Origin of the sequence: Streptomyces sp. NPDC048277 (assembly GCF_040652235.1) — a bacterium.
Classification (GTDB): domain Bacteria; phylum Actinomycetota; class Actinomycetes; order Streptomycetales; family Streptomycetaceae; genus Streptomyces.
On record NZ_JBEZLQ010000051.1, the window covers coordinates 1 to 13,289 of the forward strand.

At 71.5% G+C, this 13,289-nt stretch carries 12 protein-coding genes and 1 pseudogene; 8 read left to right on the forward strand and 5 right to left on the reverse strand.

Going from position 1 to position 13,289, the window contains the following annotated elements; all coding sequences use genetic code 11:
- The 8 genes and pseudogenes from AB0D85_RS50405 to AB0D85_RS50440 all read left to right on the forward strand — a co-directional run.
- Nucleotides 1-914 (forward strand): annotated as a pseudogene (locus AB0D85_RS50405) (cytosine permease); the annotation flags it as partial.
- Between the two features lie 154 nt (nucleotides 915-1,068).
- Nucleotides 1,069-2,394, forward strand: coding sequence for a type III glutamate--ammonia ligase (gene glnT, locus AB0D85_RS50410; protein WP_362337813.1), 1,326 nt, complete (start codon nucleotides 1,069-1,071; stop codon nucleotides 2,392-2,394).
- An 11-nt stretch (nucleotides 2,395-2,405) separates the two neighbouring features.
- Nucleotides 2,406-3,263 carry a glutamine amidotransferase gene (locus tag AB0D85_RS50415; protein ID WP_362337816.1) on the forward strand — a complete coding sequence of 286 codons (858 nt, stop codon included), beginning with the start codon at nucleotides 2,406-2,408 and terminating at the stop codon, nucleotides 3,261-3,263.
- Entirely contained in the window at nucleotides 3,251-3,925 is a 675-nt protein-coding gene (locus AB0D85_RS50420; RefSeq protein WP_362337819.1) for a glutamate synthase, read from the forward strand. The genes AB0D85_RS50415 and AB0D85_RS50420 overlap by 13 nt, the downstream gene beginning before the upstream one ends.
- A gap of 92 nt (nucleotides 3,926-4,017) precedes the next feature.
- Complete coding sequence (locus AB0D85_RS50425) at nucleotides 4,018-5,337, forward strand: FMN-binding glutamate synthase family protein (RefSeq protein WP_362337822.1); 1,320 nt, start codon at nucleotides 4,018-4,020, stop codon at nucleotides 5,335-5,337.
- Entirely contained in the window at nucleotides 5,334-6,425 is a 1,092-nt protein-coding gene (locus AB0D85_RS50430; protein WP_362337825.1) for an FAD-dependent oxidoreductase, read from the forward strand. Before AB0D85_RS50425 ends, AB0D85_RS50430 begins: the two co-directional genes overlap by 4 nt.
- Nucleotides 6,426-6,497: 72 nt before the next feature.
- On the forward strand, nucleotides 6,498-7,067 hold the full coding sequence (locus AB0D85_RS50435; protein ID WP_362337893.1) for an XRE family transcriptional regulator: 570 nt from the start codon (nucleotides 6,498-6,500) through the stop codon (nucleotides 7,065-7,067).
- A 102-nt stretch (nucleotides 7,068-7,169) separates the two neighbouring features.
- Nucleotides 7,170-8,465, forward strand: a complete 1,296-nt coding sequence (locus AB0D85_RS50440) for an ammonium transporter (protein ID WP_362337828.1) — start codon at nucleotides 7,170-7,172, stop codon at nucleotides 8,463-8,465.
- Between the two features lie 122 nt (nucleotides 8,466-8,587).
- Here the strand turns inward: AB0D85_RS50440 and AB0D85_RS50445 are convergent, their stop codons facing one another.
- The 5 genes from AB0D85_RS50445 to AB0D85_RS50465 all read right to left on the reverse strand — a co-directional run bounded on the left by AB0D85_RS50445 (nucleotide 8,588) and on the right by AB0D85_RS50465 (nucleotide 13,261).
- On the reverse strand, nucleotides 8,588-9,370 hold the full coding sequence (locus AB0D85_RS50445) for an SGNH/GDSL hydrolase family protein (protein WP_362337831.1): 783 nt from the start codon (nucleotides 9,368-9,370) through the stop codon (nucleotides 8,588-8,590).
- A 102-nt stretch (nucleotides 9,371-9,472) separates the two neighbouring features.
- Nucleotides 9,473-10,486 (reverse strand): hemolysin family protein, encoded by a 1,014-nt coding sequence (locus tag AB0D85_RS50450; RefSeq protein ID WP_362337834.1) that lies wholly within the window; start codon nucleotides 10,484-10,486, stop codon nucleotides 9,473-9,475.
- On the reverse strand, nucleotides 10,483-11,817 hold the full coding sequence (locus AB0D85_RS50455) for a hemolysin family protein (protein ID WP_362337837.1): 1,335 nt from the start codon (nucleotides 11,815-11,817) through the stop codon (nucleotides 10,483-10,485). Before AB0D85_RS50455 ends, AB0D85_RS50450 begins: the two co-directional genes overlap by 4 nt.
- Nucleotides 11,818-11,927: 110 nt before the next feature.
- Nucleotides 11,928-12,362: a GNAT family N-acetyltransferase gene (locus AB0D85_RS50460; RefSeq protein WP_362337840.1), complete on the reverse strand. Its 435-nt coding sequence runs from the start codon at nucleotides 12,360-12,362 to the stop codon at nucleotides 11,928-11,930.
- Nucleotides 12,363-12,406: 44 nt separating this feature from the next.
- The gene (locus AB0D85_RS50465) at nucleotides 12,407-13,261 is read right to left on the reverse strand and encodes a TIGR03621 family F420-dependent LLM class oxidoreductase (protein ID WP_362337843.1); all 855 of its coding nucleotides are present in this window, start codon (nucleotides 13,259-13,261) and stop codon (nucleotides 12,407-12,409) included.
- Nucleotides 13,262-13,289: the final 28 nt, after the last annotated feature.

Here is a 13,289-nt window from a genome sequence, read left to right on the forward strand (position 1 = left end):
GGGTGCTGACGTATGTGCTGACCCCGTTGTTCCTGCTGATCACGGTGGTCGCGGTGGTGCGTGGCGGCAGTCTCTTCCACGCTGACCCGCATGCTGCGGGCTATATCGGGGCCACGGGGGGCTGGGTGACCTTCGGCGGCTGGTTCCTGTCGTTCCTGGTGGCGTGGGCGCCGTTCGCCTCGGACTACTCGCGGTATCTCCCCGATACTCCGGAGGTGGTCTCGCGTACCGCGTGGTACACCGGGCTGGGGAACTTCGTCACCATCTGCTGGCTGGGCATCCTGGGTGTGGTCGTCGGCGGCAGCGCGACCAGCTCTGACTCGATCACCGCACTGCACGAGCTGGCGGGCCCGTTCGCCGTCCCCGCCCTGCTGGCTGTGGGCCTGTCGGCGCTGGCGCAGAACTTCCTGAACGTCTACGGCGGGGCGATCTCCGTGCAGACGCTGAAGATCCCGGTTTCCCGGTCGCAGGCGGTGACGGTGATCTGTCTGCTGGCGTATGTGATCAGTCTGTGGGGTGAGTCGGGTACGGAGGCCAAGTTCAAGGTGTTCCTGAACCTGACGGCGTACTTCATCGCTCCGTTCGCGGCGGTGCTGCTGCTGGACTTCTATCTGGGCGGCCGTTCGGATCCGTCGCGGGTCGAGGAGCTGTACGACCGGCGCCGGGTGCTGGACTGGGGTTTTGTGGCCTGGGCGGGCGGGGTGGTGGCGTCGGTGCCGTTCTGGCAGTCCAGTTTCTACACGGGTCCGTTCTCGAAGGCGTATCCGGGCGCGGGTGACCTGAGCATGTTCGTCGCGGCCGGCGCGGGCGTGGTCCTGTATCTGCTGACCTACCGGCTCAAGCCGCTCTGGGTGGCCGCCGACGGGCGGACATCGGCGGTCGCCGCCGACAAGCCGCCCGTGGACGTCTCCTGACGCTCCGTCATGGCCGGTCATCGCCCCTTCGGGGGCGGTGACCGGCTTTCGGCTTACGGGGAACTTCCCGGACGGAAATCCCGCCGTAACGCACCGCCTGTCTACTGGTGTGCAACAGTGATTCATGTCAGTGGACACCTCGCGGGAGGCCCCCATGACGAACGCCCACGCCGATCCGGCCGACCTGGTCCAACTGGTCCAGGACGACGGCATCGAATTCGTGCTCGCCGTCTTCGTCGACCTGACCGGCAAGCCCTGCGCCAAGCTCGTCCCCGCCCAGGCCGTGGGCGAACTGCGGGACGACGGCGTCGGCTTCGCCGGATACGCGGCCGGCGCGCTCGGCCAGCTCCCCAGCGACCCGGACGTCATCGCCCGCCCCGACGCCTCCTCGTACACCCCGCTCCCCTTCGTCAAACCCGGGCTCGCGCTGGTCCACTGCGACCCGTACGTCGAGGGCGAGCCCTGGCCGTACGCCCCGCGCGTCGTCCTGCGCACGCAGTTGGAGCGCGCCGCCGCGCAGGGTCTCTCCCTGGCCGTCGGCGCCGAGGTCGAGTACTTCCTGGTCAACCGGGACGAGCACGGCGTGCTCAGCGTCGCCGACGGCAAGGACACCGCCCCGCAGCCCTGTTACGACGCCCGCGGGCTGACCCGGATGTACGACCACCTCACCGCCGTCTCCACCGCGATGAACAGCCTCGGCTGGGGCAACTACGCCAACGACCACGAGGACGGCAACGGCCAGTTCGAGCAGAACTTCAAGCACGCCGACGCCCTCACCACCGCCGACCGGGTCATCACCATGCGGTACCTGGTGTCGGTCCTCGCCGAACAGCGCGGCATGACCGCCACGTTCATGCCGAAGCCGTTCACCGACCGCACCGGCACCGGCATGCATCTGCACATGTCGCTGTGGCGGGGGAGCGAGCCGGCCTTCCCCGACGGGACGGACGCACGCGGTCTCGGCCTCTCCCCGCTCGCCTACTCCTTCGTCGCCGGAATCCTGGAGCACGCGCGGGCCCTCCAGGCCGTCATCGCGCCCACCGTCAACTCGTACAAGCGGACCGGCGCCGTCTCGACCCGCTCGGGCGCCACCTGGTCGCCGCGCGTCGCGGGCTACGGCGGCAACGACCGCACCCACTTCGTCCGCGTCCCCGACGGCAACCGCATCGAACTGCGCGGCGGCGACGGCGCCGCCAACCCCTACCTCGCCGCTGCCGCCGCCCTGGCCGCCGGGCTCGACGGCATCGAACGCGGCCTGGACCCGGGCGAGCCGGGGGCCGGGAGCAAGGGGCCGGAACTCCCGCCCACCCTGCTGCACGCCGTCGAGGCCCTCCAGGCCGACGACGTGATCAGCGGCACCCTCGACGCCGCCGGGCCGGGAGTGAGCCGGTACTTCGCCGACCTCAAGCGCGAGGAGTTCTTCGACTGGCATTCCACGGTCGGCGCGTGGGAGCTGGACCGCTATCTGACCGCCTTCTGAAGGGACTCGGTATGTGCGGAATCGTCGGGCTCCATCTGCGGGAGCCCGCTCTCGAACCCCGGCTGGGCGAACTCCTCGCCGCGATGCTGGGACAGGTCGTCGAACGGGGGCCGGACTCGGCGGGTGTCGCCGTCTACGGCGATCCACGGCTGTCGCCGCCCGGCCGGAACGTGGTGTCCCTGCTGGGCACGTCGAAGGCCGAGGTCGAGGCGGCGCTGCCGGGGACGGTCGCCCATGACGCCGACGCGACGACGGTCGTACACGCGGAGGCCGCACACCTCGCCGCCGTGCTGCCGCACGCCCGGGTGATCGGCTCCGGCGAGGGATGCGCCGTACTGAAAGGCACCGGGAACCCGGTGGAGCTGGCCGCGGCCTTCGGACTCGCCGGTGTGACCGGCTGGCAGGGAGTCGGACACACCCGCATGGCCACCGAGTCGGCGGTCACGCCCGAGGGCGCCCACCCCTTCTCCGTGGGACCCGGACAGTGCCTGGTGCACAACGGCTCCTTCGCCAACCACGCCACCATCCGACGTGAACTGCGCGCCCAGGGCGTGGAGTTCGACAGCGAGAACGACTCCGAGGTCGGAGCCCGCTTTGTCGCGCACCAGTTGGCGCAGGGCGCCGACCTGGAGAAGGCGCTGAAGCTGCTGTGCGAGCGGTTCGACGGCTTCTACACGCTGCTGGTGTCCACCGGTGACTCCTTCGCGGTGGTCCGGGACGCCATCGCCTGCAAGCCGGCGCTGGTCGCGGAGACCGCCGACTGGGTGGCGATGGCCTCCGAGTACCGGGCGCTGGACGTCCTGCCGGGCATCGAGAACGCCCGCATCTTCGAACCCGAGCCGGAAGAGGTGTACGTATGGCGACGCTGATCGACCTGGCGACGACGCCCGTGCGGGAGCTCAACCAGGCCCTGCACGCGCCGGACGCCGACGAGTGGCGGGTGGTCAACCCGCGCGGTGCGCACGCCGTCGCCTGCGGTGTCCGGGACAACCTCACCGTCGACATCGAGGGCCATGTCGGCTACTACTGCGCCGGCATGAACCAGCACGCCACGGTGACCGTGCACGGCAACGCGGGGACCGGGGTCGCCGAGAACATGATGTCCGGGACGGTCCGGGTGCGGGGGAACGCCTCCCAGTCGGCGGGAGCCACGGCCCATGGAGGGCTGCTGGTGATCGACGGGGACGCGTCGGCGCGCTGCGGGATCTCCATGAAGGGCGTGGACATCGTGGTCGGCGGAAACGTCGGTCATATGAGCGCGTTCATGGGGCAGGCCGGGAGGCTGGTCGTCTGCGGGGACGCGGGGGATGCGCTCGGGGACTCGCTGTACGAGGCGCGGATCTATGTGCGCGGTGGGGTCAAATCGCTGGGCGCCGACTGCGTGGAGAAGGAGATGCGGGGTGAACACCTCGCGGAACTGGCCGAGTTGTTGAAGGCGGCGGAGCGGGACGAGGAGCCGGGGGAGTTTCGCCGGTACGGCTCGGCCAGGGAGTTGTATCACTTCAAGATCGACAACTCGGCTGCGTACTAGCGCCGTTGTCGACCGCGGGACCGTCGTGGCTGGTCGCGCAGTTCCTCGCGCCCCTAAAGACACAACTCGCCCTACTCAAAAGGAACTGAACCTTGGAACCCGCATCCCATGGTCTGCGTGAGTCGGCCACCTTTGATCGTGCCACCATCCATGCCATCCAGCGCGCCGCCGACACCGGCATCTACGACATCCGCGGCTGGGGTGCCAAGCGCAGCCTGCCGCACTTCGACGATCTCCTGCTGCTCGGCGCCTCCATGTCCCGTTATCCGCTGGAGGGTTACCGCGAGCGGTGCGACACCGACGTGGTGCTCGGTACCCGGCACGCGAAGCACCCGCTGCGGCTCGCCACCCCCGTCACCATCGCCGGAATGAGCTTCGGCGCCCTCTCCGCCCAGGCCAAGGAGGCGCTCGGCCGGGGTGCCAGTGAGGTCGGGACCTCCACGACCACCGGCGACGGTGGTATGACCCCCGAGGAGCGCGGGCACTCCAAGCACCTCGTCTACCAGTACCTGCCGTCCCGTTACGGCATGAACCCCGACGACCTGCGCGCCGCCGACGCCATCGAGGTCGTTCTCGGGCAGGGCGCCAAGCCGGGCGGCGGGGGCATGCTGCTCGGGCAGAAGGTCACCGAACGGGTCGCCGGCATGCGGACGCTGCCCGTCGGCATCGACCAGCGCAGTGCCTGCCGGCACCCCGACTGGACGGGACCCGACGACCTCGCCATCAAGATCCTCGAACTGCGCGAGATCACCGACTGGGAGAAGCCGGTCTATGTGAAGGTGGGCGCGACCCGGACGTACTACGACGTGAAGCTGGCCGTCCACGCGGGCGCCGACGTCGTGGTGGTCGACGGTATGCAGGGCGGTACGGCCGCCACCCAGGACGTCTTCATCGAGCACGTCGGCATCCCGACGCTCGCCGCCCTGCCGCAGGCGGTGCGCGCGCTCCAGGAACTCGGCGTGCACCGGGAGGTGCAGCTGGTGGTCTCCGGCGGCATTCGCTCCGGCGCCGACATGGCCAAGGCCCTCGCCCTCGGGGCGGACGCGGTGGCCATCGGGACGGCGGCGCTCATCGCGCTCGGCGACAACCATCCCCGGTACGACGCCGACTACCGTCGACTCGGCTCCGCCGCAGGCTACTTCGACGACTACCAGGACGGCCGCGACCCGGCCGGCATCTCCACCCAGGACCCGGAACTCGCCGCCCGGCTGGACCCCGTCGAGGGCGGCCGGCGGCTCGCCAACTTCCTGCGGGTGATGACCATGGAGGCCCAGACCCTGGCCCGCGCCTGCGGCAAGGCCCACCTCCTCCATCTCGAACCCGAGGACCTGGTCGCCCTCACCATCGAGTCCGCCGCCATGGCCCGGGTGCCGCTCGCCGGTACCGACTGGATCCCGGGAGCGGGCCGGTGATCGCCGTCGTCGGCGCCGGGCTCATGGGCGCGGCCACCGCCTGGCAGCTCGCCCGGCGCGGCCACCGGGTCACCCTGATCGAGGCGTACGACATCGGCCACAAGCGGGGCAGTTCCCACGGGAGTTCGCGCATCTTCCGGCATGCGTACGCCGATCCCTTCTACGTCCGGCTGACGGGGCGGGCGTACGAGGAGTGGCGTGCGCTGGAGGAGGACACCTCGACCCCGTTGCTGCGGACCACCGGCGGGCTGGACCTGGGGGAGGGGCGGGACCCGGAAGGGCTCGCCCAGGTGCTGGCGGCGGCCGGAGTGCCGCATGAACTCCTCGTCGCGGAGGCCGCCCGCGAGCGCTGGCCGTACATCCGGTTCACCGGCCCGGTCCTGTACCACCCGGGCGCGGGCGTGCTGGACGCGGACCAGACCGTCGCCGCCTGTGTACGCGGGGCGATCGAGCACGGGGCGGACGCGGTCATCGGCGCACGGGTGACGGACATCGAGGCCGGCCCGGGCGGCACGGTGCTGCTGCGCACCGACGACGGCCGTGAACTGGCCGCCGACACCGCGGTGATCGCGGCCGGGCCCTGGCTGCCCGAGCTCGAACTGCCCGTCACGCTCCCGCCGTTGGCGGTGACCCAGCAGCAGGTCTTCCACTTCCGGCAGCGTGAGCCGGGCGAGCGGTGGCCGATCCTGGTCACCAAGGACGCGGACATGCAGGTCTTCGGGCTGCCGTCGGGCAGTGACGGGGGTTTTCTGCCGGCCATGAAGGTGGCCGAGCACGACCGGGGCACGCCCACCACGGCCCGTACCCGCAGCGGGGTGGCCGACCCAGCGTCCCGGACACGGGTGAGCGGCTTCGTCCGCGACCGGCTGCCGGGCCTCGACCCCGAACCGGTCGCCGAGGCGACCTGCCTCTACACCACCACCCCCGGCGAGGACTTCGTCCTCGACCGGCACGGCCCGCTCGTCATCGTCTCGCCGTGCTCCGGGCACGGCGCGAAGTTCGCCCCGCTCATCGGGGCGATGGCGGCCGACCTGGCGACCGGCCGGGCCGAGCCCCATCCGAGGTTCCGGCTCGAACGCGCGGGCTAGGATGCGCCGGTGACCGAGCAGCAGACAGAGGGCGAAGGCTTTGAAGGCGGCGACGCCTTCGACGACAAGGCGCTGGAACGGATCATCGCGGTCCGCACCCGCGAATACCGGCAGGCGGCCGGGCTCTCGGTCGGGGAGATGGCGCAGCGCGTCGGGATCTCCAAGGCCATGCTGTCGAAGATCGAGAACGCCCAGACCGCCTGCAGCCTCACCACTCTCTCGCGGCTCGCGCGCGGACTCGACGTGCCGGTCACCGCCCTGTTCCGGGGCATGGACGACGACCGCGAGGCGGTCTTCGTGCCGGCCGGTCACGGCGCCCGGATCGTCCGGCGCGGCACCCGCGTCGGCCATGAGTACGCCCAGCTCGGCTCGTTGCGGGGCGCCCACAAGCGGATGGACGCCCTGCTGGTCACCCTCACCGAGCGGAGCGAGGTCTTCCCGCTCTTCCAGCACGGCGGCACCGAACTCCTCTACATGCTGGAGGGCGTCATGGTCTACGGCCACGGCAAGGCCAGCTACACCCTGCGCCCCGGCGACGCCCTCCAGTTCGACGGCGAGGCCCCGCACGGCCCCGAACGCCTGGTCGAACTGCCGATCCGCTTCCTCACGGTGACGGCCTTCGGGGACAGCCCCCAGCACTGAAACCCGGCCTTAATTCGCCGTGGAGTCGGCCTGTAACGCACCCCCGGTCTACTGGTGTGAAACGAAGTTTCCTTCGGTTCGACTTGTTTGTGGAGCGTGCGCATGGACACCGGAAGTACCGCGTGGATGCTCGCGAGCACGGCACTCGTCTGTCTGATGGTGCCGGGACTCGCCCTCTTCTACGGCGGCATGGTCGCCGCCAAGAGCGTCCTCAACATGATCATGATGACGTTCGGCGCGGTCGCCCTGGTCGGCTGCATCTGGGTCGTCTACGGCTACTCGGCCGCGTTCGGGAACTCCCTCGGGGGTGCGGGGATCCTCGGTGACGTCACCGAGTACCTCGGTCTGAAGGGCGTCATGGCCGACGACCCCAAGGCGACCATCCCGCTGTCGGTCTTCGCCGCCTTCCAGGCCCTGTTCGCGGCGCTCACCGCCGCGCTCATCTGCGGTGCGATCTCGGACCGCATCAAGTTCGGGGCCTGGATGACCTTCACCGGGATCTGGGTGACGCTGGTCTATCTCCCGGTCGCCCACTGGGTGTTCGCCTTCGACGGCAAGGGCGTCGTGGGCGGCTGGATCGTCAACAAGCTCGGCGCCATCGACTTCGCGGGCGGTACCGCCGTGCACATCAACTCCGGTGCGGCGGCCCTGGCGATGATCCTCGTCCTCGGCAGACGCCTCGGCTGGAAGAAGGAGGGCGCCGCGGAGAGGCCGCACAACCTGCCGCTGGTGATGCTCGGCGCCGGCCTGCTGTGGTTCGGCTGGTTCGGCTTCAACGGCGGCTCCGCGCTCACCTCCTCCAACGCCGCCTCGGTCGTCGTCCTCAACACCTTCACCGCCACCTGCTCGGCGATGCTCGGCTGGCTGGTCGTGGAGAAGTTCCGCGACGGCCACGCCACCAGCCTCGGCGCCGCCTCCGGCGCCATCGCCGGCCTCGTCGCCATCACCCCGTCCTGCGGCGCGGTCTCCCCGCTCGGCGCGCTGGTCCTCGGCGCGATCGGCGGCGTGGTGTGCGCTCTCGCCGTCGGCCTCAAGTACCGCCTGGGCTACGACGACTCGCTCGACGTCGTGGGCATCCACCTCGTCGGCGGTCTCACCGGCACCCTCCTCGTCGGCGTCCTGGCCACCTCCGAGGCCCCGAACGGCGTCGACGGCCTGTTCTACGGCGGCGGCTTCGCCCTGCTGGGCAAGCAGGCGGTGGGCGCCTTCGCCGTGCTGTTCTACTCCTTCGCCGTGACCTGGGTCATCGCCAAGGCACTGGACGCGACGATGGGGCTGCGGGTGCGGCCCGAGGTCGAGCAGGAGGGCATCGACGCGCATCTGCACAAGGAGAGCGCGTACGACCTCGCGCACGTGCCGAACCAGGCCCCCGCATCGGAGCCCGTGGCCGCCGGCTGAGCGGGCCGGGCGAAGTCCCCCCGGTTCGGGAGCGCCCTGAAGGGGCCCGGGACTGTACCGATGTGCGGCCACCGCCGCGTGGGCGCGCGCCCGTGGCCGGCCGAGCGGTCACGGGCGCGACGCTATGCCTCGTACGGCAGCAGCTCGGGCCGCTTCGGCGCGCGGCCGTCGCCGGAGGAGCGGCCGGTGAGGCGGCGGCCTATCCACGGCAGCAGGTACTGCTTCGTGAAGCGGGCGTCCTCGACCCGGCGCGCGACCCAGCCGGGCGGCGCCGTGGCCGCCATCGGCGTGCGCCACTCGGTGTCCTCGGGGTCGTAGCCGAGGGTCTGCCAGACCGCCTCGGCGACCCGGCGGTGCCCCTCGGGCGTCAGATGCAGCCGGTCCACGTCCCACATCCGGGGATCGGAGAGCGAGGGCGCGCCGTACAGGTCGACCACGACGGCGCCATGGCGTGCGGCCAGCTCGTCGACGCAGTCGAACAGCTCCTCCATACGTGGCCGGAACCGCTCCAGGACCGGGCCCTGACGGCCGGGGCTGCGCATCAGCACCAGTTGCTCGCAGGCCGGCGCCAGCCGCTCCACCGCCTCGGAGAGCAGACCCCGGACCCGGTCCATGTCGCACTTCGGGCGCAGCGTGTCGTTGAGGCCGCCGACCAGCGTGATCACATCGGGCCGCATGGCGACCGCCACGTCCACCTGCTCCTCGACGATCTGGCCGATCAGCTTGCCGCGCACCGCGAGGTTCGCGTAGCGGAAGCCGGGGGTGCGGGCGGCCATCCGTCCGGCGAGGACATCGGCCCAGCCGCGGTAGGAGCCGTCGGACGCCAGGTCCGACATGCCCTCGGTGAAGGAGTCGCCGATCGCGACCAGGCTGGAGTGTGCGGGAAGCACCGGGTTCTTCTGCATGGCGACAGGAATGGTATCCCGGGGCTCATACCCGTCGGTCGGTCGCTCCCCGGAGGCCCTGGCCCGCTCCCCGGGCCGCTTCCCGGACCGCTTTCCGCAGGTCTACGCGTGCTGCCCGAACAGCTCCCGCAGCACGTCCTCCATGGTCACCAGCCCGGCGAGCAGCCCGTCGTCGCCGAGCACGCCCGCCAGATGGGTACGGCTGCCGCGCATCGCGGTGAGTACGTCGTCCAGCGGGCTGTCCTCGCGCACCCGCGCGATGGGCCGCATGTCCCGCAGCCGGAACGCCTCGTCCCGGGGCGAGGCGTCGAGCGCGTCCTTGACGTGCAGATAGCCCACGATCCGCCGCCCCTCGTCGACCACCGGGAAGCGTGAGAAACCCGACTCCGCCGACAGCCGCTCCAGCTCCTCCGGGGTGACGCCCACGCGCGCGTAGACGACACGTTCCAGCGGCACCACCACGTCCCGCACCGGCCGACGGCCCAGCTCCAGGGCGTCGTGCAGCCGCTCCTGCGCCCGGTCGTCGATCAGTCCCGCCTCGCTGGCGTCCCTGACGATCTCGGCGAGCTCGGTGTCCGTGAAGGTCGCGGCGACCTCGTCCCTGGTCTCCACCCGGAGCAGCCTGAGCAGGCCGTTCGCGAAGGCGTTGACGGCGAAGATCACCGGACGCAGCGCCCGGGACAGCGCCACCAGGGGAGGCCCGAGGAGCAGCGCACTGCGCACCGGCTCGGCCAGCGCCACGTTCTTCGGCACCATCTCGCCCAGCAGCATGTGCAGATACGTCGCCAGCGTCAGCGCGATCACGAAGGACACGACGTGGCCCGCGCTCGCGGGCACGCCGACCGCGTGGAACACCGGCTCCAGCAGATGCGCGATCGCCGGCTCCGCGACCACACCGAGCACCAGCGTGCACAGGGTGATGCCGAGCTGGGCGGCGGCAAGGAGCGCGGACACGTGCTCCAAGCCCCACAGCACGCTCCGGGCCCGCCGGTCGCCCGCCTCGGCATGCGGCTCGATCTGCGAGCGGCGCACGGAGATCAGCGCGAACTCGCCGCCCACGAAGAACGCGTTGACGACCAGCGTCGCCAGACCGATCAGCAGCTGTACGGCGGTCACCGCTCCCCCTCCCGCTCCTGCTCCCCGGCAAGGGGCGCGTGCAGCAGCACCCGGGACGCCCGCCGGCCCGAGGCGTCCACCACCTCCAGCCGCCATCCGGCGACCTCGACACCGTCCCCGGCCTCCGGTATCCGGCCCAGCTCGGTCGCGACCAGCCCGGCCAGCGTCTCGTACGGCCCCTCGGGCGCCCGCAGACCGACGCGGGCGAGCTGGTCCATACGGGCCGCGCCGTCCGCCGAGTAGAGCGCACGGCCCTGCTCGTCGGCGCCGGCGGGGGCGAGGTCGGGGGTCTCGTGCGGGTCGTGCTCGTCGCGGACCTCGCCGACGACCTCCTCGACGATGTCCTCCAGGGTGGCGACCCCGGCCGTACCGCCGTACTCGTCGATGACGACGGCCATGGTGCGCCGGCCGCCGAGGCGGTCCAGGAGGCGGTCGACGGTGAGGGACTCGGGGACCAGCAGCGGTTCCCGCATCAGCTGGGCGACCGAGGTGCGGGCCCGCGCCTCGGCGGGCATGGCCACGATGTCCTTGATGTGGACGGTGCCGACGACCGAGTCGAGGCTGTCCCGGTAGACCGGGAAGCGGGACAGGCCGGTCGCCCGGGTCGCGTTCGCCACGTCCTCGCAGGTCGCGCGGGCCTCCAGGGCGACGACCTGGACGCGCGGGGTCATCACGTTCTCGGCGGTGAGGTCGGCGAGGTTCAGCGTGCGCACGAACAGCTCGGCGGTGTCCGCCTCCAGCGCGCCCTCCTTGGCGGAGTGCCGGGCCAGCGCGGCCAGCTCCTGGGGCCCGCGCGCGGAGGCCAGCTCCTCGGCGGGCTCCACGCCGAACCGCCGTACCACCCGGTTCGCGGTGTTGTTCAGATGCGTGATGAAGGGCCGGAAGGCCGCGCTGAACCAGCGCTGGGCGTTGCCCACCCGCTTGGCCACGGCCAGCGGTGAGGAGATCGCCCAGTTCTTGGGCACCAGCTCGCCGACGACCATCAGGAACACCGTGGACAGCGCGGTGCCGATCACCAGCCCCAGGGAGCCCGCCGCCGACTCCGGGATGCCCACCGCCTCCAGCGGACCGGCCAGCAGCCTGGCGATCGAGGGTTCGGCGAGCATGCCGACCACCAGATTGGTGACCGTGATGCCGAGCTGCGCCCCCGAGAGCTGGAACGTCAGGTTCCGTACGGCCTTGAGGGCGCCGGCCGCGCCGCGCTCGCCGCGCGCCACGGCCCGCTCCAGCTCACCGCGCCCGACCGTGGTCAGCGAGAACTCGGCCGCGACGAAGGCACCGCAGGCGAGCGACAGCAGGATCGCCACCAGCAGGAGGAGCACTTCGGTCATCGGGTCACCTCCGTCCCATGGTCGGACAGGGCGGACACTCGCACACCTTTCGTCGGGGAACTCATCCCCGTACCGGAGATCACCCCATAGTAAAGGATCGGCAAAGTCCCTCAGTCGGCGGCTGACCCCAGCGGCTTCACCCACCGCCGCCACTTCTCCTCCGGCTCGTACCCCGCCGCCCGCCAGGCATGGTGTGCGGTCTCGTTGCGCACCAGCACCATCGCGTCCCCGCGCCGGCCGCCGAGCCGTACGAAGCGCTCCTCGGCGGCCGCCAGCAGCGCCGAGCCGATGCCCCGGCGGCGCCGCTCCGGATGTACCGCCAGCCGGTACAGATGGCAGCGCCACCCGTCGAAGCCCGCGATCACCGTGCCCACCAGCTCACCGTCCAGCTCGGCGAGCAGCAGCGCCTCGGGATCCCGGGCGACCAGACGGTCCACCCCGCCGCGGTCGTCGCTGATGCTCGTGCCCTCCGCCGCTGCCTTCCAGAAGGCGAGCACGGCGTCGATGTCGTCGGGCCCGGCGGCCCGTATACGCAGGTCGGTCATGCCGTGATCCCAGCACGGCCCGCTGTGTTCGCCCGCCAATTCCACTATGCGGACAGCGCGGCGATCACCGGCGCCAGCGCCTCCATGGACGGCTCCAGGACGGTCAGATACGAGATCCCGTACCGCTCGCGCAGCCCCCGCACCCGCGCGACGAGCTCCTCCAGCGTGCCGACCAGGACGATGGGCAGGGCGAGGGCCCGTTCCGGTGTCAGCTCCGGCCGCCGCCCCAGTATCGGCGCGAGCACCGGTCCGGGGTCCTCGGTGACGGCCACCAGCTGGATCAGCAGGTTGCGTTCGGCGGCCTCCGCGCGGTCGGCCGCGAACTCCCCGTAGCGGCCGACGCGTTCGTCGAGTTCCGCCGCGGAGATCGGCTCCAGGCGGCCCTCCGTGCTGTCCGGCACCAGCCGTGCGCCCGTGAAGGCGGCGATGTCCGCGTGCTCGGCGGTCAGCCGCAGCATCCGGTCGCCGTTGCCGCCGATCAGCAACGGCACCCGGCACTCGTCCGACTTCCGCAACTCCTCGACCGTGCGCCGCAGGTGGTCCACCCGCTCGCGCGGTGAGCCGAACGGCAGCCCGGCCCGGTCGTGTTCGGCCTGTACGTAGCCGGTGCCGAGGCCGAGTTCGAGCCGGCCGCCGGTCAGCGCGGCGGTCGTCGCCACCTCGCGGGCCAGCAACGTCGGGTTCCAGAAACCGGCGTTGAGCACGAAGGTGCCGAGGCGGGGCCGTTCGGTCGCCCCGGCCGCCGCGACCAGCGCCGGGAAGGGCGCGGGCATCCCGAGATGGTCGGGGACGAGGATCACGTCGTAGCCGAGTTCCTCGGCGCGCCGGCACTTCGCGCGCCATTCGCCGGCCGACGCGGGCGTGAGCAGGTTGACCCCGAAGCGGAACGGACGCGGCATGAACTCTCCTCAGCTGGCAGTGACTTGA

What these genes read in the sequence shown, in the direction of transcription:
- glnT (WP_362337813.1), top strand. Translation starts at nt 1,069, where the DNA reads ATGACGAACGCCCACGCCGATCCGGCCGACCTGGTCCAACTGGTCCAG.
- AB0D85_RS50415 (WP_362337816.1), top strand. Translation starts at nt 2,406, where the DNA reads ATGTGCGGAATCGTCGGGCTCCATCTGCGGGAGCCCGCTCTCGAACCC.
- AB0D85_RS50420 (WP_362337819.1), top strand. Translation starts at nt 3,251, where the DNA reads ATGGCGACGCTGATCGACCTGGCGACGACGCCCGTGCGGGAGCTCAAC.
- AB0D85_RS50440 (WP_362337828.1), top strand. Translation starts at nt 7,170, where the DNA reads ATGGACACCGGAAGTACCGCGTGGATGCTCGCGAGCACGGCACTCGTC.
- AB0D85_RS50445 (WP_362337831.1), bottom strand. Translation starts at nt 9,370, where the DNA reads ATGCAGAAGAACCCGGTGCTTCCCGCACACTCCAGCCTGGTCGCGATC.
- AB0D85_RS50455 (WP_362337837.1), bottom strand. Translation starts at nt 11,817, where the DNA reads ATGACCGAAGTGCTCCTCCTGCTGGTGGCGATCCTGCTGTCGCTCGCC.
- AB0D85_RS50460 (WP_362337840.1), bottom strand. Translation starts at nt 12,362, where the DNA reads ATGACCGACCTGCGTATACGGGCCGCCGGGCCCGACGACATCGACGCC.
- AB0D85_RS50465 (WP_362337843.1), bottom strand. Translation starts at nt 13,261, where the DNA reads ATGCCGCGTCCGTTCCGCTTCGGGGTCAACCTGCTCACGCCCGCGTCG.